At 60.5% G+C, this 21,379-nt stretch carries 14 protein-coding genes, 2 tRNA genes and 3 rRNA genes; 11 read left to right on the forward strand and 8 right to left on the reverse strand.

What is annotated here, in order from left to right:
• Nucleotides 1-24: 24 nt before the first annotated feature.
• Complete coding sequence (locus R9B85_RS21165) at nucleotides 25-573, reverse strand: cysteine hydrolase family protein (protein ID WP_423770538.1); 549 nt, start codon at nucleotides 571-573, stop codon at nucleotides 25-27.
• Nucleotides 574-655: 82 nt separating this feature from the next.
• Between R9B85_RS21165 and R9B85_RS21170 the strand changes: the two genes are divergently transcribed.
• Nucleotides 656-1,639, forward strand: coding sequence for a GlxA family transcriptional regulator (locus R9B85_RS21170; protein WP_112253266.1), 984 nt, complete (start codon nucleotides 656-658; stop codon nucleotides 1,637-1,639).
• A gap of 107 nt (nucleotides 1,640-1,746) precedes the next feature.
• A complete protein-coding gene (locus R9B85_RS21175; protein ID WP_112253265.1) occupies nucleotides 1,747-2,127 on the forward strand; it encodes an antibiotic biosynthesis monooxygenase in 381 nt (126 codons plus the stop codon).
• Here the strand turns inward: R9B85_RS21175 and R9B85_RS21180 are convergent.
• Nucleotides 2,106-2,876, reverse strand: a complete 771-nt coding sequence (locus R9B85_RS21180; RefSeq protein WP_423770539.1) for an alpha/beta hydrolase family protein — start codon at nucleotides 2,874-2,876, stop codon at nucleotides 2,106-2,108. The genes R9B85_RS21175 and R9B85_RS21180 overlap by 22 nt on opposite strands.
• Complete coding sequence (locus R9B85_RS21185) at nucleotides 2,860-3,978, reverse strand: DUF3182 family protein (protein ID WP_112253263.1); 1,119 nt, start codon at nucleotides 3,976-3,978, stop codon at nucleotides 2,860-2,862. Before R9B85_RS21185 ends, R9B85_RS21180 begins: the two co-directional genes overlap by 17 nt.
• A 220-nt stretch (nucleotides 3,979-4,198) precedes the next feature.
• Between R9B85_RS21185 and R9B85_RS21190 the strand changes: the two genes are divergently transcribed.
• Nucleotides 4,199-6,007: an aminopeptidase P family protein gene (locus tag R9B85_RS21190; RefSeq protein WP_207878151.1), complete on the forward strand. Its 1,809-nt coding sequence runs from the start codon at nucleotides 4,199-4,201 to the stop codon at nucleotides 6,005-6,007.
• Nucleotides 6,008-6,045: 38 nt separating this feature from the next.
• Here R9B85_RS21190 and R9B85_RS21195 read toward each other — a convergent pair whose 3' ends face one another.
• On the reverse strand, nucleotides 6,046-6,327 hold the full coding sequence (locus R9B85_RS21195; RefSeq protein WP_112253261.1) for a hypothetical protein: 282 nt from the start codon (nucleotides 6,325-6,327) through the stop codon (nucleotides 6,046-6,048).
• 190 nt (nucleotides 6,328-6,517) lie between these two features.
• Entirely contained in the window at nucleotides 6,518-7,405 is an 888-nt protein-coding gene (rhtA, locus tag R9B85_RS21200) for a threonine/homoserine exporter RhtA (RefSeq protein WP_112253260.1), read from the reverse strand.
• 572 nt (nucleotides 7,406-7,977) lie between these two features.
• On the opposite strand from rhtA, the gene R9B85_RS21205 reads away from it, so the two are divergent.
• From R9B85_RS21205 to R9B85_RS21230, 6 genes are all read left to right on the forward strand, one after another.
• Nucleotides 7,978-9,514 (forward strand): 16S ribosomal RNA (locus R9B85_RS21205).
• An 85-nt stretch (nucleotides 9,515-9,599) separates the two neighbouring features.
• Nucleotides 9,600-9,676, forward strand: a tRNA-Ile gene (locus tag R9B85_RS21210).
• Nucleotides 9,677-9,700: 24 nt separating this feature from the next.
• Nucleotides 9,701-9,776 (forward strand) — tRNA-Ala (locus tag R9B85_RS21215).
• Nucleotides 9,777-10,009: 233 nt separating this feature from the next.
• Nucleotides 10,010-12,902: ribosomal RNA gene (locus R9B85_RS21220) — 23S ribosomal RNA — on the forward strand.
• Between the two features lie 142 nt (nucleotides 12,903-13,044).
• Nucleotides 13,045-13,160: ribosomal RNA gene (gene rrf, locus R9B85_RS21225) — 5S ribosomal RNA — on the forward strand.
• The 16S, 23S and 5S rRNA genes sit together here with 2 tRNA genes alongside, the layout of an rRNA operon.
• Before the next feature lie 278 nt (nucleotides 13,161-13,438).
• A complete protein-coding gene (locus R9B85_RS21230; RefSeq protein WP_215521229.1) occupies nucleotides 13,439-15,247 on the forward strand; it encodes an ABC transporter ATP-binding protein/permease in 1,809 nt (602 codons plus the stop codon).
• On the opposite strand, the gene R9B85_RS21235 is transcribed toward R9B85_RS21230, so the two are convergent.
• Nucleotides 15,244-16,473: an MFS transporter gene (locus R9B85_RS21235; RefSeq protein WP_215521228.1), complete on the reverse strand. Its 1,230-nt coding sequence runs from the start codon at nucleotides 16,471-16,473 to the stop codon at nucleotides 15,244-15,246. The two genes, R9B85_RS21230 and R9B85_RS21235, sit on opposite strands and share 4 nt — an antisense overlap.
• A gap of 301 nt (nucleotides 16,474-16,774) precedes the next feature.
• On the opposite strand from R9B85_RS21235, the gene R9B85_RS21240 reads away from it, so the two are divergent.
• Nucleotides 16,775-19,009: a TonB-dependent siderophore receptor gene (locus tag R9B85_RS21240; protein WP_215521227.1), complete on the forward strand. Its 2,235-nt coding sequence runs from the start codon at nucleotides 16,775-16,777 to the stop codon at nucleotides 19,007-19,009.
• Between the two features lie 171 nt (nucleotides 19,010-19,180).
• Nucleotides 19,181-19,720 carry a histidine phosphatase family protein gene (locus R9B85_RS21245; RefSeq protein ID WP_207877564.1) on the forward strand — a complete coding sequence of 180 codons (540 nt, stop codon included), beginning with the start codon at nucleotides 19,181-19,183 and terminating at the stop codon, nucleotides 19,718-19,720.
• A 3-nt stretch (nucleotides 19,721-19,723) separates the two neighbouring features.
• Here the strand turns inward: R9B85_RS21245 and R9B85_RS21250 are convergent, their stop codons facing one another.
• Both R9B85_RS21250 and R9B85_RS21255 read right to left on the reverse strand, forming a co-directional pair.
• Nucleotides 19,724-20,509 (reverse strand): sulfite exporter TauE/SafE family protein, encoded by a 786-nt coding sequence (locus tag R9B85_RS21250; RefSeq protein ID WP_112252290.1) that lies wholly within the window; start codon nucleotides 20,507-20,509, stop codon nucleotides 19,724-19,726.
• 262 nt (nucleotides 20,510-20,771) lie between these two features.
• Nucleotides 20,772-21,365: a helix-turn-helix domain-containing protein gene (locus tag R9B85_RS21255; protein ID WP_112252292.1), complete on the reverse strand. Its 594-nt coding sequence runs from the start codon at nucleotides 21,363-21,365 to the stop codon at nucleotides 20,772-20,774.
• Between the last annotated feature and the right edge of the window lie 14 nt (nucleotides 21,366-21,379).

A 21,379-nucleotide genomic window follows, 5' to 3' on the forward strand; every position in this document is an offset into this window, starting at 1 on the left:
AGCGCCGCCAGACCTCAAGCCTGATCAGCGATCCAGCAATTCATCGGTCTTCACCACCTTGGCATAGGCAAACGCCAACGCCGCCATCGCCGAATCATGTACCTGTGCCGCCGGCACCCGATTGCCATCGAACTCCAGTGGCAGCGTGGCACAGGCGTCGTGCGCCACGGTCACCTCGTAACCCAGGTCGGCTGCGGCCCGGGTGGCGGCGTCGATGCACATGTGGCTCATGCTGCCGACAATCGTCAGGGCTTCGACGCCATGCCGGTCAAGCGTGTGTTCGAGGTCGGTACCGAGAAAGGCGTTGACCTTGTGCTTGAGCACCACCGGCTCGCCCGCCAGCGGTTCGACCTTGCTGTGGATCGCCGCGCCCTGCGTACCCGGCGCGAAGAACGGCGCATCGGCGCTGTCGAACTCATGCCGTACATGCACCACCAGGTCGCCCCGTTGACGTGCCGCTGCCAGCAGACGGGCAGCATTGTCCGCCGCCTGGTCGGCCCCATCGAGCGTCCATTTGCCGCCCGGGAAGTAGTCGTTCTGGATATCGATGATGATCAGCGCCTGCTTGCTCATGCTGCCTCCTGTGGCAGTAGTCGTTGGATGACGTTAGTTATAGGCTGTGCGCACGGACCTGAGGATTGGCGCGAACGACACTATGCGGGCAAAAACTGACAACCACGCCAGCCTGGACATCGGCCTGCTGCTGTACCCAGGCGCGCAGCGTGCCGCCGTGCATGGCTTGGCCGACCTGTTCCTGGTGGCCAACCGGGTGGCTGCGGAACTTGGGGCCGTCGAGTTGCCATCGGTGCGTATCAGCTTCTGGCAGGCGGACGAGGCGGGGCAATTGCAGCCTGCCCCTGAAAGCCCGCCCGTCGCCGTATCCGATCTGCGGGTGCTGATCATTCCGCCGAGCCTGGAGTCGGCACCACAAGGTGAGCTGCTTGAACGCCATCGCGCGACGTTGTGCCAGTTGCACGGGCACGGCACGGTACTGGCATCGGTGTGCATCGGGGTGTTCTTCATCGCCGCCAGTGGCCTGCTCGACGGGCGCCCGGCCTGTACCCACTGGAACTACGTGCATTCGCTTGCCCAGCGTTTCCCCAAGGTGCGGGTCGAGGCCCAGCAACCGTTGCTGGACGATGGCGACATTGTCACCTCGGCCGGGCTGATGGCCTGGACCGACCTGGGCTTGCGCTTGCTTGAGCGCTTCATGGGGGCGACGGTGGCGCGGGAAACTGCCCGCTATCTTGCGGTCGACCCGGTCACGGCGCCGCTGCCCGGTGCAGTGTTCAATCCACGCCTGGATCATGGCGATGAGGCGGTGCTGAAAGTACAGCACTGGTTGCAGGGCAACGGAGGGCAGGATGCCGACCTGGCCGGCATGGCCGCCTGCGCGGGGCTGGAGGAACGCACCTTCCTGCGGCGTTTTCGTGCTGCCACGGGGCTGCGGCCAACCGAGTACTGCCAGCAGGTGAGGGTGGGGCGGGCGTGTCGCTTGCTGGAGTTCACCCGGCGCAATGTCGAGCAGATCGCCTGGGGCGTCGGTTACCAGGACCCGGGAGCGTTTCGCAAGGTATTTCAGCGCATCACTGGCCTGACCCCGAGTGATTACCGGCGGCGCTTCGCCGTATCCGGTTAGGGCGTACCGGGTGTTCCCGTTGCGGAAAACCGCTTGACCTTGACATAACTTGAGGTTTTACCCTGCTCGGCATCGCGCTGTACGCGTCCGTCAGCAGGAGAACGTTCATGACGGCAACAACTCAAGCCCTGTGGTTTACCCAGATGATCGAATATGAAGTGCCCGGCAGCTTCCAGCAGGCGTTGGCCCAGGCGCTGGTAGCACGCAGTGAAGCGTTGGCCGCGCATTGCGAAGGGCTGCAGGGTGTCAGTATCCAGGCCAGCGACGACGGCAGCCGGGTGCTGCAGTACCTGCAATGGCAGTCCCGCCAGGCGTGGGCAGCGGCGGCGGTGTATTTCGTCGGGGAACCTTTTCTCGAACTGCTTGGCCAGCACCAGGCCCGTGGCGTCAACTTTGCTGCCTATCAGACCCTGCGCAGCCTGGTGCGCGGCGCCGATGGCGGCCTGCATTGCCAGGTGGGTGAGCCTCAGGCATACCAGGGCGCGTAGTGCGGGTAGCGGTCCAGGCGGGCGCCAATGACCATTTCGCTGACCCATGCCGCCAGGATCGAACTGTAGGCTTTCTGGCTTTCTTCGCTGGACAATGCGTGGTCGGCACCGTCGACAATGCGGTGGGTGAGCGAATGGGCACTGACGAATGCCGAGCGGTAGCTCATCAGTGTGCTGTGCGGCACGTAGTCGTCCTGCTCGGACTCCACCAGCAGTACATCACCACCGAATTCGGCACAGGCTGCCAGCGCGCGGTTGTCCGACGGCCCGAGCGGTCGCTGGCGGTAGGCGTTCAGCCGTTGCCGGTCGAGGGTTTGCTTGGGGAGGTTCCATTCGTCGTCCCAGTACATGGCGGGTACTCGCAGGGCCAGCCATTTGACCGGCCGTTCGCGGGTCAGCAGGGTGGCCAGGTAGCCGCCATAGCTGCTGCCGATGATGGCGATGGCACTGGAATCGACGGCCGGGTGACTTACCAGCCGGTCGTAGGCCACCAGCAGGTCGGTCAGGTTCTGTTCGCGGGTGACCGTCAGCCGTTGGCTTTCGGTTTTTTCGTGGCCGCGCAGATCGAAGGTCATGCACACGCAGCCCAGCCCGGTGATCTGCCGGGCGCGGGCCAGGTCGCGCTGCTGGCTGCCGCCCCAGCCGTGGACGAAGAGAATGCCCGGCATCTTGCTGCCGGGGCTGACCAGGGTGCCGACGATGCTGTCATCCTCGACCTGCAGTTCAACGATTTCACTCTGAATGGTCATGTTCGCGAATCCGCGCAAATTTGCTGAGTTGTCCGAGTTCACTGTCGTTTCCTTGGTAGAAGAGGGTGGCGTCAGCGGGCAGTTCGGGAGTGCCGAACACTTCATGGGTAGAGGCACGCACCCGTTGCAGTGCCGGGTCGTCGGCGAACGCCTGCAAAGCCAGCAGCTCGGCACTGCTGGCACCGCCCAGACGCCAGGATTGTTCGAGTACGCCGCTGCGCAGGTGGCCTTGGGGGGTCACGCCGCGGGCGATGTCGTAGTTGCGCCGTGAGGCGATGAAGCCGGGGAAGTGCTGCTCGGCGGCCTGTTCGTAAGCCATCGCCTGGTTTATGGCCAGGCGCAGCGGCTCGTCCAGGGGCAGTTGCAGCAGTGCCTGGTAGTCACCGCGCACCACTACCAGGTCGGAGCCGCCATACACTTCCGTGCCCTGATGGTCGCGAGTCAGTTGCTGGGTGCCGTGATAGCTGCAGGTCAGGCCGGCGACGCGTACCTGGCCGACGCTGAAGGTTTGCACTTCGCTCAGGTCTTCCTCGAGCACCAACCCCCATAGCGCAAGGTCCTGGTCATTCATGCCGGTCAGTAGCGGTTCCAGCTCATCCGCCGTGTTGATGACCTGCTGTCCACGGCCTGCACAGGCCAGTACCGGCTTGATTCGCAACGGGCCGTCCGCCAGCAACAGCTGTGCGGCGCTGCGCGCATCGGCCTTGCTGAACACGGTGTAGCCGCGCAGCAGGGCGTCGCTGGCTTGCCGGGCGAAGGCATCGGTCCAGCCCGGCGGGAAACTGGCCCCTGCCGGCAGCGGGTGGGAAATCGCCTTGGTTGCCATGTATGGGTGTGCGACCAGGCCGCCGAACAGGTCCTGTTCGCTGCAGATACCCAAGGCGGCATGGCGCCTGGCATCGACCAGGGTTTCGGTGGGCAGGTAATAGTAGCCATCGGTGGCGCTTGGCGGCTGGCTGGGTTGCACGTGCGCGCAGCCCAGCAGGCGGGCCAGGCCATCGGCAAGCTTCAGGTGTACGGCATGCTCGTGGTCGGGGGTGTGCGCGCGGGTGTCGAGCAGCACCACGCCGCTTTTAGGGGCGCCGGCATTGGGCATGGTCATCTGCCTGTGTGCAATGAATGTACTGAGTGTGAAGCCGGTGCTTTGAGGAAGTTCAGCGAAACTTGATCGGTGGTCCTGACCCTTCTGGAGGAAATGTCCGGTATGCGCAGGGCGTGGCGGGCAATGCATGCCGTGTGTCGGTCGCCAAGATTGCAGGGCTTCGGCGGCTGTTCCATTATCGACGCATTGGATAAACCGTGATGTAGCCGCAGGAGAGCGCATGAACGTTCAGACCATCCTTGGGCAAAGCGTGCCGCAGCGCCTGGCACAGGTACGCCAGGCCATGGCCGCAGAGGGCATCGATGCCTTGCTGGTACCCTCGGCCGACCCCCATCTTTCCGAATACCTGCCCGGTTACTGGCAAGGGCGCCAGTGGCTGTCGGGTTTCCACGGCTCGGTCGGCACGCTGGTGGTCACGGCTGATTTTGCCGGGTTGTGGGTCGATAGCCGCTACTGGGAACAGGCGGAGCACGAGTTGGCAGGCAGTGGCATCGAGCTGATGAAGCTGTTGCCGGGCAAGCCTGGCGCGCTGGAATGGCTGGGCGATCACGTTCAGCTCAATGGCAGCGTGGCGGTAGATGGTGCGGTCATGGCCCTGGCTTCGGCGCGCCAGCTCGGCGACCGGCTGAAGGCGCGTGGGGCGCGCCTGGTGACTGACAAGGACCTGCTGGGCCAGGTCTGGGAAGGGCGCCCGGCGCTGCCAGGCAACCCGGTCTACCAGCATTTGCCGCCGCACGCCACGGTGAGCCGTGCGGAAAAACTGGCGCAGTTGCGCCAGAGCGTGCAGGCCAAGGGGGCCGACTGGCATTTCATCGCCACCCTGGATGACATCGCATGGCTGTTCAATCTGCGCGGCAGCGATGTGTCCTATAATCCGGTGTTCGTGGCCTTTGCCCTGATCAGCCAGCAGCAGGCCATTCTGTTCGTTGGCCAGGACAAGCTCGATGACCATCTGTGCCAGGTGCTGGCGGTCGACGGCATCGAAGTGCGCGACTACACCGAAGCAGGCAAGGCCCTTGCCGCCATACCTGCCGGCAGCCGGTTGCTGGTCGACCCGGCCCGGGTCACCTGCGGCCTGCTGGATAACCTGCCGGCCGAGGTGGAACTGGTCGAGGGGCTCAACCCCAGCACCCTGAGCAAGTCGTGCAAGAGTGATGACGAGCTGGTGCACATCCGCCAGGTAATGGAGCAGGATGGTGCGGCCTTGTGCGAGTTCTTCGCCTGGCTCGAGGCCAACCTCGGTCGTCAGCTGGTAACCGAGCTGACGGTCGACGAGCAATTGAGTGCCGCGCGTGCCCGCCGCCCGGGCTTCGTGTCGTTGAGTTTTTCTACCATTGCCGCCTTCAATGGCAATGGCGCGATGCCGCATTACCGTGCCACCGAGCAGTCGCATGCGGTCATCGAGGGCGATGGCCTGCTGCTGATCGATTCGGGCGGGCAGTACCTGGGCGGTACCACCGACATCACCCGCATGGTGCCGGTGGGCAACCCGAGCCTTGCACAGAAGCAGGATTGCACGCGTGTGCTCAAAGGCATGATCGCCTTGTCGCGCGCTACCTTCCCGCGAGGCGTGCTGTCGCCATTGCTCGACGCCATTGCCCGCGCGCCGATCTGGGCTGACCAGGTAGATTATGGCCACGGCACCGGGCATGGGGTGGGTTACTTCATGAATGTGCACGAGGGGCCGCAAGTAATTGCCTACCAGGCCGCGCCCACACCGCAGACCGCGATGCAGGTGGGCATGATCAGCTCGATCGAGCCGGGTACATACCGCCCTGGGCAGTGGGGTGTGCGCATCGAGAACCTGGTGGTCAACCGCGAGGCCGGCAAGAGCGCCTTCGGCGACTTCCTGAAATTCGAAACCCTGACGCTGTGCCCGATCGACACCCGCTGCCTGGTGCCCGAGCTGCTGACCAGGGAGGAGCGGGACTGGTTGAACGGTTATCACGCCAGTGTGCGCGAGCGCCTGGCGCCCTTGCTCAAGGGTGACGCGCTGGCCTGGCTGGAGGCGCGTACCGCGCCCTTGTGAGGTAAATGAAAAGGGCAGCTTGAAAGCTGCCCTTTCTTCTACTTGCAGATGACGATCATGCTGCGGCTGGTATAACCCGCCGGGTTGATACCGAACAAGTAGTCACCGGGTTCTTCATCGCTATCGCCCGAGCGTGCAACGACCCGATAGCCGCGCGTGCTGCAGGAGCTAGCGGCCTTGCTGTAGCAGTTGTCCCACGAGGAAGACAGGCCGGAACAATTGATATGCAGGCCCTTCTTGCCCCTTTTGACCTCAGTCTTGGCCGTGGCGGCACATCCAGCAATAGCCAAGATGGCCAGGATGAGCAAAATACGTTTCATTCCTGTCCTTAAATGCGGGGCGGATCAGTTGTCTGACCCCGTCGTTATCGCTTCGGTTCGTCCTGAAAATTCCCCAGCGTCCGTGTTCGGTCCAGTAGATAGCGTAAAGATGATGATTCTGTGACAGCTTAATCAGCGAGACGGGTCGCTACAATCACTAATCCTGTCTCAAATGAAAATATTTCTCATATCAGTCTGCTGCGACAGCCGGGCTGGGCTCCTTGCGCATGGACAGGGTGGTGCCGACCGATGCGGTAATGATCGCCAGAATAGCCAGCCACTGGGTAAACGTCAGTACCTCCCCCAGGAACAGCAAGCCGGACAGTGCGCCAAATGCTGGTTCGATGCTCATGAGGGTGCCGAAAGTGCGTGCCGGGATGCGCGTGAGGGCAACCATTTCCAGGCTGTAGGGCAGGGCGGTCGACAGCACCGCGACGCCCAGCGCCATGGGGATCACGGCGGGTGTGAGCAATGCGCTGCCAGCGTGGGCGATACCGATGGGAGCAACGAACAGCGCGGCGACCACAACACCCAGCGCGGCGCTCTGGATTCCATGCTCGGCCCCGGCACGCTGCCCGAACAGGATGTACAGCGCCCAACACACGCCCGCGCCCAGGGCATAGGCTGCGCCGACCGGGTCGAGAGCCTGCCCGCCATGGCCGGCCGGCAGCAGCAACAACAGGCCGACGATGGCCAGGGCAATCCACAGGAAGTCGATCGGCCGACGCGAGGAAAAGATCGCCACGGCCAGCGGGCCGGTGAACTCCAGTGCCACGGCGATGCCGATGGGTACCGTTTGCAGAGCCATATAGAAGAGGAAGTTCATGCCGCCCAGCGCCATGCCGTAGATTATGACGTTGCGCAGGGTATTGCGGGTCATGCGCACACGCCACGGGCGCAGTATCAGCAGCATGATGATGCTGGCGAAGATCAGGCGCAGGGTGGTGGTGCCTTGGGCACCGATGATGGGGAACATGCTTTTGGCCAGTGAGGCACCGGACTGTATCGATGCCATGGCGATGAGCAGCAAGCCGATCGGGAAGAAGGTAGCGGCCAGGCTGCGGGGTTGGGTGTTCATTTCTGCGCGGCGATCCTTGAGCGGGGTGGGGTGAGCAATATAGTGCGCAATTATGAGGGTGGGGGGCAAGGTGCATGGCGTTGTACTTTCGGTGCCTGTGAGATCGCGCGCCGCCCGCGCGACGCTCGATCTCACAGGCGCTGCAGGGCTTGCGGCGAGCACCATGCGGCCCTGACGCGGTCCTTTTCAAAAAAACCTAAATTATTGAAATTAAAGGTTGACCGGCTGAAAAGTCGCCCTATAATGCGCACCACTCCAACGCGGTAGCGAAGCGAAGCCAGCCACCCTGTTGAGTCAAGTGTTTGAAGCTAAACGAGTTTCTCGCAAAAAACTTCAAAATAAACGCTTGACAGCAAATGAGGAAGGCGTAGAATGCGCGCCTCGGTTGAGACGAAAAGCTCTTAACCAAACGCTCTTTAACAAATCGAATCAAGCAATTCGTGTGGGTGCTTGTGAGTACGGACTGATAGTCACAAAGATTATCAGCATCACAAGTGGCCATGCGAGAAATCACATAGTCATTTGAGATTGCTGAGCCAAGTTTAGGGTTTCTTAAAAACCCAAGCAGTATTGAACTGAAGAGTTTGATCATGGCTCAGATTGAACGCTGGCGGCAGGCCTAACACATGCAAGTCGAGCGGATGACGGGAGCTTGCTCCTTGATTCAGCGGCGGACGGGTGAGTAATGCCTAGGAATCTGCCTGGTAGTGGGGGGCAACGTTTCGAAAGGAACGCTAATACCGCATACGTCCTACGGGAGAAAGCAGGGGACCTTCGGGCCTTGCGCTATCAGATGAGCCTAGGTCGGATTAGCTAGTTGGTGGGGTAATGGCTCACCAAGGCGACGATCCGTAACTGGTCTGAGAGGATGATCAGTCACACTGGAACTGAGACACGGTCCAGACTCCTACGGGAGGCAGCAGTGGGGAATATTGGACAATGGGCGAAAGCCTGATCCAGCCATGCCGCGTGTGTGAAGAAGGTCTTCGGATTGTAAAGCACTTTAAGTTGGGAGGAAGGGCAGTAAGCTAATACCTTGCTGTTTTGACGTTACCGACAGAATAAGCACCGGCTAACTCTGTGCCAGCAGCCGCGGTAATACAGAGGGTGCAAGCGTTAATCGGAATTACTGGGCGTAAAGCGCGCGTAGGTGGTTCGTTAAGTTGGATGTGAAAGCCCCGGGCTCAACCTGGGAACTGCATCCAAAACTGGCGAGCTAGAGTACGGTAGAGGGTGGTGGAATTTCCTGTGTAGCGGTGAAATGCGTAGATATAGGAAGGAACACCAGTGGCGAAGGCGACCACCTGGACTGATACTGACACTGAGGTGCGAAAGCGTGGGGAGCAAACAGGATTAGATACCCTGGTAGTCCACGCCGTAAACGATGTCAACTAGCCGTTGGAATCCTTGAGATTTTAGTGGCGCAGCTAACGCATTAAGTTGACCGCCTGGGGAGTACGGCCGCAAGGTTAAAACTCAAATGAATTGACGGGGGCCCGCACAAGCGGTGGAGCATGTGGTTTAATTCGAAGCAACGCGAAGAACCTTACCAGGCCTTGACATGCAGAGAACTTTCCAGAGATGGATTGGTGCCTTCGGGAACTCTGACACAGGTGCTGCATGGCTGTCGTCAGCTCGTGTCGTGAGATGTTGGGTTAAGTCCCGTAACGAGCGCAACCCTTGTCCTTAGTTACCAGCACGTTATGGTGGGCACTCTAAGGAGACTGCCGGTGACAAACCGGAGGAAGGTGGGGATGACGTCAAGTCATCATGGCCCTTACGGCCTGGGCTACACACGTGCTACAATGGTCGGTACAGAGGGTTGCCAAGCCGCGAGGTGGAGCTAATCTCACAAAACCGATCGTAGTCCGGATCGCAGTCTGCAACTCGACTGCGTGAAGTCGGAATCGCTAGTAATCGCGAATCAGAATGTCGCGGTGAATACGTTCCCGGGCCTTGTACACACCGCCCGTCACACCATGGGAGTGGGTTGCACCAGAAGTAGCTAGTCTAACCTTCGGGAGGACGGTTACCACGGTGTGATTCATGACTGGGGTGAAGTCGTAACAAGGTAGCCGTAGGGGAACCTGCGGCTGGATCACCTCCTTAATCGACGACATCAGCCTACTGATGAGCTCCCACACGAATTGCTTGATTCATTGTAAAAGACGATGCTGTAACGCGACCCTGTTATAGGTCTGTAGCTCAGTTGGTTAGAGCGCACCCCTGATAAGGGTGAGGTCGGCAGTTCAAATCTGCCCAGACCTACCAATTACTTGGTGCAGCCTAGAATACGGGGCCATAGCTCAGCTGGGAGAGCGCCTGCCTTGCACGCAGGAGGTCAGCGGTTCGATCCCGCTTGGCTCCACCACTTGCTTTACTTGATCAAACTCAGAAATGAGCATTCGCTTCGAATGTTGATTTCTGACTTTTGTCAGATCGTTCTTTAAAAATTCGGATATGTGATAGATATAGACTGATGACCAGTTTCACTGCTGGTTAATCAGGCTAAGGTAAAATTTGTGAGTTCTGCTCGAAAGAGCAACATGCGAATTTTCGGCGAATGTCGTCTTCACAGTATAACCAGATTGCTTGGGGTTATATGGTCAAGTGAAGAAGCGCATACGGTGGATGCCTTGGCAGTCAGAGGCGATGAAAGACGTGGTAGCCTGCGATAAGCTTTGGGGAGTCGGCAAACAGACTGTGATCCAGAGATCTCTGAATGGGGGAACCCACTCAGCACAAGCTGAGTATCTTGTACTGAATACATAGGTGCAAGAGGCGAACCAGGGGAACTGAAACATCTAAGTACCCTGAGGAAAAGAAATCAACCGAGATTCCCTTAGTAGTGGCGAGCGAACGGGGACCAGCCCTTAAGTTGATTTGAGATTAGTGGAACGCTCTGGAAAGTGCGGCCATAGTGGGTGATAGCCCCGTACACGAAAATCTCTTGTCAATGAAATCGAGTAGGACGGAGCACGAGAAACTTTGTCTGAATATGGGGGGACCATCCTCCAAGGCTAAATACTACTGACTGACCGATAGTGAACCAGTACCGTGAGGGAAAGGCGAAAAGAACCCCGGAGAGGGGAGTGAAATAGAACCTGAAACCGTATGCGTACAAGCAGTGGGAGCCTACTTTGTTAGGTGACTGCGTACCTTTTGTATAATGGGTCAGCGACTTATATTCAGTGGCGAGCTTAACCGAATAGGGGAGGCGTAGCGAAAGCGAGTCTTAATAGGGCGTTTAGTCGCTGGGTATAGACCCGAAACCGGGCGATCTATCCATGGGCAGGTTGAAGGTTAGGTAACACTGACTGGAGGACCGAACCGACTACCGTTGAAAAGTTAGCGGATGACCTGTGGATCGGAGTGAAAGGCTAATCAAGCTCGGAGATAGCTGGTTCTCCTCGAAAGCTATTTAGGTAGCGCCTCATGTATCACTGTAGGGGGTAGAGCACTGTTTCGGCTAGGGGGTCATCCCGACTTACCAAACCGATGCAAACTCCGAATACCTACAAGTGCCGAGCATGGGAGACACACGGCGGGTGCTAACGTCCGTCGTGAAAAGGGAAACAACCCAGACCGTCAGCTAAGGTCCCAAAGTCATGGTTAAGTGGGAAACGATGTGGGAAGGCTTAGACAGCTAGGAGGTTGGCTTAGAAGCAGCCACCCTTTAAAGAAAGCGTAATAGCTCACTAGTCGAGTCGGCCTGCGCGGAAGATGTAACGGGGCTCAAACCATGCACCGAAGCTACGGGTGTCATCTTACGATGACGCGGTAGAGGAGCGTTCTGTAAGCCTGTGAAGGTGAGTTGAGAAGCTTGCTGGAGGTATCAGAAGTGCGAATGCTGACATGAGTAACGACAATGCGAGTGAAAAACTCGCACGCCGAAAGACCAAGGTTTCCTGCGCAACGTTAATCGACGCAGGGTTAGTCGGTCCCTAAGGCGAGGCTGAAAAGCGTAGTCGATGGAAAACAGGTTAATATTCCTGTACTTCCAGTTATTGCGATGGAGGGACGGAGAAGGTTAGGCCAGCCTGGCGTTGGTTGTCCAGGTTTAAGGTGGTAGGCTGAAATCTTAGGCAAATCCGGGATTTCAAGGCCGAGAGCTGATGACGAGTTGCCTTTAGGCGACGAAGTGGTTGATACCATGCTTCCAAGAAAAGCTCCTAAGCTTCAGATAACTGGGAACCGTACCCCAAACCGACACAGGTGGTTAGGTAGAGAATACCAAGGCGCTTGAGAGAACTCGGGTGAAGGAACTAGGCAAAATGGCACCGTAACTTCGGGAGAAGGTGCGCCGGCGAGGGTGAAGGACTTGCTCCGTAAGCCCATGCCGGTCGAAGATACCAGGCCGCTGCGACTGTTTATTAAAAACACAGCACTCTGCAAACACGAAAGTGGACGTATAGGGTGTGACGCCTGCCCGGTGCCGGAAGGTTAATTGATGGGGTTAGCGCAAGCGAAGCTCTTGATCGAAGCCCCGGTAAACGGCGGCCGTAACTATAACGGTCCTAAGGTAGCGAAATTCCTTGTCGGGTAAGTTCCGACCTGCACGAATGGCGTAACGATGGCGGCGCTGTCTCCACCCGAGACTCAGTGAAATTGAAATCGCTGTGAAGATGCAGTGTATCCGCGGCTAGACGGAAAGACCCCGTGAACCTTTACTATAGCTTTGCACTGGACTTTGAATTTGCTTGTGTAGGATAGGTGGGAGGCTTTGAAGTGGGGACGCCAGTTCTCATGGAGCCATCCTTGAAATACCACCCTGGCAACTTTGAGGTTCTAACTCAGGTCCGTTATCCGGATCGAGGACAGTGTATGGTGGGTAGTTTGACTGGGGCGGTCTCCTCCCAAAGAGTAACGGAGGAGTACGAAGGTGCGCTCAGACCGGTCGGAAATCGGTCGTAGAGTATAAAGGCAAAAGCGCGCTTGACTGCGAGACAAACACGTCGAGCAGGTACGAAAGTAGGTCTTAGTGATCCGGTGGTTCTGTATGGAAGGGCCATCGCTCAACGGATAAAAGGTACTCCGGGGATAACAGGCTGATACCGCCCAAGAGTTCATATCGACGGCGGTGTTTGGCACCTCGATGTCGGCTCATCACATCCTGGGGCTGAAGCCGGTCCCAAGGGTATGGCTGTTCGCCATTTAAAGTGGTACGCGAGCTGGGTTTAGAACGTCGTGAGACAGTTCGGTCCCTATCTGCCGTGGACGTTTGAGATTTGAGAGGGGCTGCTCCTAGTACGAGAGGACCGGAGTGGACGAACCTCTGGTGTTCCGGTTGTCACGCCAGTGGCATTGCCGGGTAGCTATGTTCGGAAGAGATAACCGCTGAAAGCATCTAAGCGGGAAACTTGCCTCAAGATGAGATCTCACTGGGATCTTGAATCCCCTAAAGGGCCGTCGAAGACTACGACGTTGATAGGTTGGGTGTGTAAGCGCTGTGAGGCGTTGAGCTAACCAATACTAATTGCCCGTGAGGCTTGACCATATAACACCCAAGCAATCTGCTACGCAGATTGTGGTGGTGAAGACGAAACGAACCGAAAGTTCGCACTGTTCACAAAGCACCACAAATATCGCATATCCGAATTCGCTGGGCTGTCCATCTGGACATTCTGGCAACAGAATTTCTTGACGACCATAGAGCATTGGAACCACCTGATCCCATCCCGAACTCAGCAGTGAAACGATGCATCGCCGATGGTAGTGTGGGGTTTCCCCATGTGAGAGTAGGTCATCGTCAAGATTCATTTCGCAAAACCCCTATCTGCTCATGCAGGTAGGGGTTTTGTCTTTCTGGCCCGGAAGTCCCGGGCCGGCACAACCCTTCTCTGTGGGAGCGGGTTCACCCGCGAACACCGGCAAAGCCGGTGCCATCCACCGCGCTGCCTGCTTCGCGGCTAAAGCCGCTTCCACAGGGGCCCGCGTAGCTCTCAAAAGCAATCATGAAATGTGCGTCATTTATGCCTGACGAATCACAGGTCGATGCTACGCTCGCGGAAATACTCAGCACGGATACCCATCATGGAAATGAACTGGCACCAGGCGCTGCAAGAGAGCCTGAGCTGGCTGGCAATCGCCTCGTTCATCACCCTTGTCTGCTTCACGGCAGCCGCCGCACTGGCCGTACGTTATACGCGTTGGGGCAGCCAGTTCTGGCAGCTTGCCGGGCCCTATTTCAGCTTCAGGCGCAGTTGGCGGCCGTTACTGGTGTTCGCCCTGCTGCTCGTACTGACGCTATTCTCCGTGCGCCTGAACGTGCTGTTCTCGTTCTGGTACAACGGCTTCTATAGCGCCTTGCAGGGCCTTGACCAAACTGCCTTCTGGTACCTGCTCGGCGTTTTCGCGGTATTGGCCACCATCCATGTACTGCGTTCGCTATTCACCTTTTATGTAAGCCAGGCGTTCAGCATCCAGTGGCGGGTCTGGCTGACCGAGCGCCTGACCGAGGACTGGATGCAAGGCGATGCCTACTACCGTGGCCAGTTCCTCGCCGAGCCCGTTGACAACCCCGACCAACGTATCGAGCTGGACGTCAACGCCTTTGTCAGCAATTCGGTGACCCTTGCCCTGGGCGCGGTCAGTGCGCTGGTTTCGCTGGTGGCATTTACCGGCATCCTCTGGGGGCTGTCGGCGCCGCTGGCTGTTGCCGGTGTGGAAATTCCCCGGGCGATGGTGTTTGCCGTGTACCTGTATGTCATCGTCGCCACCTGGATCGCCTTCCGTCTCGGGCGACCGCTGATCCGCCTGAACTTCCTCAACGAAAAGCTCACTGCCAACTTCCGTTACGCGCTGATGCGCCTGCGCGAGAACGCCGAGAACATCGCTTTCTACCAGGGCGCGCAGGTCGAGCGGGGAACCTTGCTGGGCCGCTTTGGTGCCTTGATCGTCAATGCCTGGGCGCTGGTGTTCCGGAACCTGAAATTCAGTGGTTTCAACCTGGGCGTGAGCCAGGTAGCGGTAGTGTTCCCGTTCATTCTCCAGGCACCGCGCTTCTTCAGCGGGGCGATCAAGCTGGGTGATGTCATGCAGACCTCCCAGGCCTTTGGCCAGGTGCAGGATTCGCTGTCGTTCTTCCGCGAGTCATATGATGCGTTTGCCCAGTACCGGGCTACCCTCGACCGTCTGACCGGCTTCCTCGATGCCAACGAGCAGGCGAGTGCTTTGCCGCGCGTCATCACCAAGGACCAGGAGCATGCCTTGGCGATAAGCCGTCTGCAGGTGCTGCGCCCGGACGGGCATGCCCTTATCGCCAACCTGGACCTTGACCTGCATGCCGGTCAGGCGCTGTTGATCAAGGGGCCGTCGGGCAGCGGCAAAACCACGCTGTTGCGTGCGCTGGCGGGCCTCTGGCCGTACGCCGAGGGTGAGGTCAGGCGGCCGCTGGGCCACCAGGCGCTGTTCCTGTCGCAGCGGCCCTACCTGCCGCTGGGTGACCTGCGCGCCGTCATCGCTTACCCAGCGGCCGGCAAGCCTGAGGATGAGCCGCGGATGCGGCAGGCCTTGTGCCAGGTCAACCTGGCCCACCTGGCCGAGCGATTGGACGTCAGCTGTGACTGGTCACACATTCTCTCGGTCGGTGAGCAGCAGCGCCTGGCATTTGCCCGGGTGCTGTTCAACCGGCCACAGGTGGTGTTCCTCGACGAGTCCACCTCGGCCATGGACGAAGGGCTCGAGCATGCATTGTATTCGCTGTTGCGCACGGAAATGCCGGGGGCGTTGCTGGTCAGTGTCGGGCACCGCAGCACGCTGGCAGGTTTCCATACCCATCGGCTGGAGGTGGATGGGCATGGTGGCTGGTCGCTACTGGAGCAGCAGCCAGTGCTGGCCTAGTTCGGCTTGCCGGTGATCGGCCCTGGCCTGAGCAATGCGACCCCGACCAAAGTGCTGCCGGCGCACGCTGCGCCAAGCAGGAATGTCGCCTTGAAGCCGACCCCGTCCCACAGCAGCCCGGCGACCACGCTGGCCACCAGCAGCGCCACCCCGGTCAGCAGGTTGAACAGGCCGAAGGCTGTACCGCGCAGGTCGGCGGGGGCGCTGTCGGCAATCATGGCGGCAAACACGCCCTGGCTGAAGCCCAGGTGCAGGCCCCAGGCTGCCACCCCCAAGGCCAGGCCGCTCCAGCCCGGGAGCAGGGCTAGCAGCAGGTCGGCGGTAACCAGCAGCCCCAGCCCGGTCATCAGCACGCCGCGGCGGCCTACGCGGTCCGACAGTACCCCGGCGGGGTAGGCCGACAGCGAATAGGCCAAGGCCATGAGCACCAGCACCGCTGGCGCCCACAGCGGCGCCAGGCCCATGTCCTGGGCGCGCAGCAGCAGAAACGCCTCGCTGAAGCGGGCGAGGGTAAACAGCGTGGCCAGGCCGATCAACCGCCAGTAGGCCGGGCCCAGGCGGGCCAGCTCATGCAGCGCCAACGGTGAGCGCACTGGCCGGGTGCTGGCTGGCGTTTCAGGTTCGCGCACGAAGGCGATGAGGATGTATACCGCTACGAACGCCGGGATCACCGCCACCCAGAAAACCGTCTGAAAATGGCTCGCCGTAAGCCACATCAGCACGATCGCCAGCAACGGCCCCAGGAAGGCGCCCACGGTATCCAGCGCCTGGCGCAGGCCGAAGGCTGCACCACGCAGTTCAGCAGGCGTAACGTCGGCCACCAGCGCGTCGCGCGGCGCCCCACGAATGCCTTTGCCGACCCGGTCGACGAAGCGTGCCACGGTCAGCCACTCCAGCCCGGAGGCCATGGGGAACACCGGCTTGCTCAACGCCCCCAGGCCGTAGCCAAGCACCGTGAGCAGCTTGCGTTTGCCCAGCCGGTCGCTGAGGGCGCCGGAAAACACCTTGGTGATCGAGGCGGTCGCCTCGGCGATGCCTTCGATAAAGCCCACCGCCACTACCGAGGTGCCAAGCACGGTGACCATGTACAGCGGCAGCAGGGCGTGAATCATTTCCGAGGAAATGTCCATGAACATCGATACGAAGCCCAGCGCCCAGACACTGCGAGGGATCTTCGACAGGGACCTGGTGGCGTTCGTGGCGTGGCTTTCTTCATGGCTGCGCATCAGGAGGCTCGGCAGAGGGGCTACGATCGAAACTTTAGGAGCCCTCACGCAGGATGCAAATCGGCAGCTGTATGAAAGCGCTGGTAGCCGGACTGCACCGCAGCATCGGCAGCTCCATCGTGTCAGCAAAGTTCCGTTATAAACATGTAAACTTCGTAAATAAGATTTAAACTCATTTGCGAATCTCTATATTTACCATCCCTGTTGGCCACCAAACTGTGTTTGCGAGGCCGGTGGGCGAGGGCTCCCGGTTTCCGACAGGGATGTGCCGTTTCGCTCATGAATCGCAGGAGATGTACCCATGCAGTGCAAGACTTCACCCAACAGCCTGGCCCTGGCGTTCGTCGCGCTGGCGTCACCGGCCATGGTGGCCACCGTGGCCCAGGCCGAAGAGCAGCGCACGGGTGAGGTGCTGGAGATGCCGGTCGCCGACAGCGCATTGGTGATCCAGGACACCCTGGTTACCGCCGAGCGCGAGGCACGCCAGGCCCTGGGTACGTCGATCATCACCGCCGAAGACATCAAGCGCCATCCGCCGGCCAATGACCTGTCCGACATCATCCGCCGCGAGCCCGGGGTCAACCTGACCGGCAACAGCGCCAGCGGCGCACGTGGCAACAACCGGCAGATCGACCTGCGCGGCATGGGCCCGGAAAATACCCTGATCCTCATCGACGGCAAGCCATCCAGCGCACGCAACGCCGTGCGCTATGGCTGGAACGGCGACCGCGATACCCGCGGTGAAACCAACTGGGTACCGGCCGAAGCGGTCGAGCGCATCGAGATCCTGCGTGGCCCGGCGGCCGCACGTTACGGCTCCGGCGCCATGGGCGGGGTGGTCAACATCATCACCAAGCGGCCCACCGACGAACTCAAGGGCAGCGTCAGCCTGTACACCCAGCTGCCGAAAGACAGCGCCGAGGGCGCCAGCCGCCGGGCCAACTTCAACCTCGGCGGCGGCTTGACCGACAACCTCGGCTTCCGCCTGTACGGCGGCCTGGCCAAGACCGATGCCGACGACCTGGACATCAACGCCGGGCATGCCACCAGTGCGCTGGTGGCGGGCCGCGAAGGCGTGCGCAACAAGGACATCAATGGCTTGCTGAGCTGGAAGCTGAACGACGAGCACCGCCTCGAGGCCAGTGCCGGCTATAGCCGCCAGGGCAATATCTTTGCCGGCGACACCATGAACAGCAACGGCGGTGGTGACGTCGAATTCGTGTCCAGCCTGTACGGCCACGAAACCAATGTGATGCAGCGCAGTACCTACGACCTGACCCACCTGGGCGATTTCACCTGGGGGACCAGCAAGACCGTGCTGGCCTACGAATACGTGCGCAACTGGCGCCTCAACGAAGGCCTGGCAGGCCGCACCGAAGGCGCCCCCAATGCCGAAGGCGCCGCCATGTCGCGCCTGCGCAACACACGCCTGAGCAGCGAAGTGAACCTGCCATTCGCCATGGGCAGTACCGAGCATGTACTGACCCTGGGCGGCGAGTACCTGTACGAAACGCTCAATGACCAGGGCTCGCTGCGCCCGCAAAGTTCGGACCCCACGGGTAATGACGGGCTTGTCGGTTTCGACCGTAGCAGTTCGAAGATGACCGCTCGCAGCTATGCACTGTTCGTCGAGGACAACATCATTGTCGGCGATACCACCATTACCCCGGGCCTGCGTTTCGACCACCACGAAACCTTCGGCGACAATTTCAGCCCCAGCCTGAACCTGTCGCACCAGCTGACCGAAGCACTGTCGGTCAAAGGCGGCATCGCGCGCGCCTACAAGGTCCCGAACCTGTACCAGTCCAACCCCAACTACCTGCTGTACAGCCGCGGCAATGGTTGCAGCGTGCAGCAGACCAACAACGGTGGCTGCTACCTGCAGGGCAACGCCGACCTCAAGCCCGAGATCAGCGTCAACAAGGAAATCGGCCTGCTGTACGACCGTGGTACCTGGCGCACCAGTGCCACGTACTTTCGCAACGACTACAAGAACAAGATCGTCGGTGATACCGATGTGCTGTACGCCATCGGCACCGGCAGCCGCGTGACCCAGTGGGACAACGCCGGCAAGGCGCGGGTGGAAGGTATCGAAGGCAACCTGTTCATCGAGTTGACCCCGGCCCTGGACTGGAACACCAACCTGACCTGGATGCTCGACAACGACAATCGCGAGACCGGCGAACCGCTGTCGGTGATCCCGGAATACACCGTCAACACCACCCTCGACTGGCGCGCCACCGACAAGCTGTCATTCCAGGTGGCAGCGACCTACTTCGGCAAGCAGAAGTCGCCGACCTTCAATGACCGCACCCAGCAAGACTACGACAAGGCCGCGCAACAGGACGTGGAAGCCTACGGCCTGATGGATGTGAGCGCCGGGTACAAGTTCAACGCCAACTACGACGTACGGGTGGGGGTGAACAACGTGTTCGACAAACAGATCCTGCGTGGTGGCAATGCCAGTACTTCGGGCGCCAATACCTATAACCAGCCGGGCAGGGCGGTGTTCGCTGCGCTGAACATCAACTTCTGATCCAACGGGCCGCTGTGCGGCCCATTCGAGCGCATCGACCTCAAACCATGCGCTATCCCTGTGGGAGCGGGCGTGCCCGCGAACACCGGCGCAGCCGGTGCCATGTTGTTGCGGCAAAAAGTGCCAAGGCATGTTAAACCATGCGCCCCAACCCGCCGCGAGAGAAACCCGGTGAAAGCCGTCCGCCTGACCCTGATCTGCCACGCCCTTACCCAGGCCCAGAAGAGCGGGCGCCTGCACCGTGCCGACGATGGCATCCTGCCGTTGGGCCAGCAGCCTTTCGCCGACCTTTTCGGTGTGCGGGTGCTGACTGCACCAGAGCGGCGAGCCTGCGAGACGGCGGCGTGGTTTTCGGGGCCGGTGCAGGTCGAGCCGGCCTTGGCCGATTGCGACCTGGGGCGTTGGCAAGGGCTGACGCTGAAGCAATTGCAGGCCGAGCAACCGCAGGCGATGGCCGAATGGCTGCAGGCCCCGGCCAGTGATGTGCACGGCGGCGAGTCGTTCGCCGTGCTTTGCCAGCGCATCGCCGCCTGGCTGGCAGCCTTCGACAGGCCGGGTGAATGGGTGGCGATTACCCACCCGATGGTCGTGCGCGCCGCGCTGGTGCACGTACTTGGCTGCCCGATGAGCGCCAGTCAGCGGGTCGACGTGTTGCCGCTGTCGCGCCTGGAGCTGAGCTTTACCGGGCAGTGGCGCCTGCGCCTTGGCTGAAGCTCAGAACGCCAGCTTGTAGCCGATCAGCAGCAGCATCGCCGCCAGGCAAGGACGCAGCACGCGGTCGGAAATCCGCCCGGTGAGGTGGCTGCCCAGGTAGATGCCTGGCAGCGAGCCCAGCAGCAGGTAGCCCAGCAGCGACCAGTCCATGTTGCCCATGCCGGCATGGCCCAGGCCCGCCACCAGGGTAAGTGGCACGGCGTGGGCGATTTCGGTACCGACCAGGCGGCGGGTGACCAGGAACGGGTACAGCAGGAACAACGCCACGGTACCCAGTGCGCCGGCGCCGATGGAGGTGAGGGTGACCATCACCCCCAGCACCACGCCGGTGAGCACGGTAAGGGTGTTCAGGCTGCGGTCGCTGAGGTGGTAGTGGTCACCGGCATGGCGGCTGGCGAAGGCCTGCAGGCGCGATTTGAACAGGATGGCCAGCGCGGTCAGGATCAGAACCACCGCCAGGCCTTGCTTGATGATGGCGTTCAGCGCCGAGGTGTCGGTGTGCAGGGTGCTGAGGAACCACAGGGTCAGCGCCGCCGCGGGCACGCTGCCCAGGCTGAGCAGGCCGGTGATCTTCCAGTCGACGTTCTTGTTGCGCGCATGCACCCAGACGCCACTGGCCTTGGTGATGGCGGCATAGAGCAGGTCGGTGCCGACGGCCGTTGCCGGGCTGATGCCAAACCACAACAGGATCGGGGTCATCAGCGAGCCGCCACCGACGCCGGTCATCCCGACGATAAAGCCCACGACCAGGCCCGCAATGGTGAAACCGAAAGAACCTACATCCATACGCTACTCGACTGCCCAACTTTGCCCGTTATCGGATGCAGCCAGCATATAGATTTTTTTATAGCCAAATAGACTTGTTCGTTATTAGGTTATAACCGGGTCAGGGGTTGCAGAGGTTCCCTGTGGGAGCGGGTTTACCCGCGAAGCAGGCGCTGCGGTGGATGGCACGGGCTTCGCCCGTGTTCGCGGGTAAACCCGCTCCCACAGGGGATCTCGCCAGTTTTCAGATTTTCAGCTAGGCAGTTGCTCTCATGAAAGCCTGTCAACGATCAGTCATCACCACCATCACATGCGCATCTGCGCCATCGTCACTTTCCGACAGGTAGATATGCCCCACCTGGCTGTCGAAATACGCCGTCTCCTGCGGCCCGATGCTCACTGCTTCGCCGGTTTCGAACTCGATACGAACGCGACCGCTGAGCACCAACGCGAACTCTTGCCCGGGGTGGCGGATAAAATCGTCGAACTGGCCGCGTTCACGGGCAATGATGCGGGCATAGGCGGGTGTCATGCGCCTTTCGGGGAAGTCGCCGGCGAGCGGGTGATAGTCATAGGTGCCGGTCGAGTAACCCGCCGCCGCTGGCAGCGAATCGACCACCACCGTCACCGGCACTGGCGCCGTGACCGTGCCGCTGGCGCGCAATAACTGGGCAATGTCGACATTCAGCGCCCGGGCGGCGGCGGCGAGTTTTTCATAGCTGACCGACACCTGCGCCAGCTCCATCTTCGACAGGGTGGACAGCGGTACGCCACTGGCTTCGGACAATTGCTTGAGGGTCATCTGGCGCGCCTTGCGCACCTGGCGCAGGCGCTGGCCGACTACGGCACGGTCCAGCAGGGGTAGGGCAGCGGGCATTCGGGGTCTCGGTA

The organism is Pseudomonas sp. NLJ1 (genome assembly GCF_049486705.1).
Taxonomy (GTDB): Bacteria; Pseudomonadota; Gammaproteobacteria; order Pseudomonadales; family Pseudomonadaceae; genus Aquipseudomonas; species Aquipseudomonas inefficax.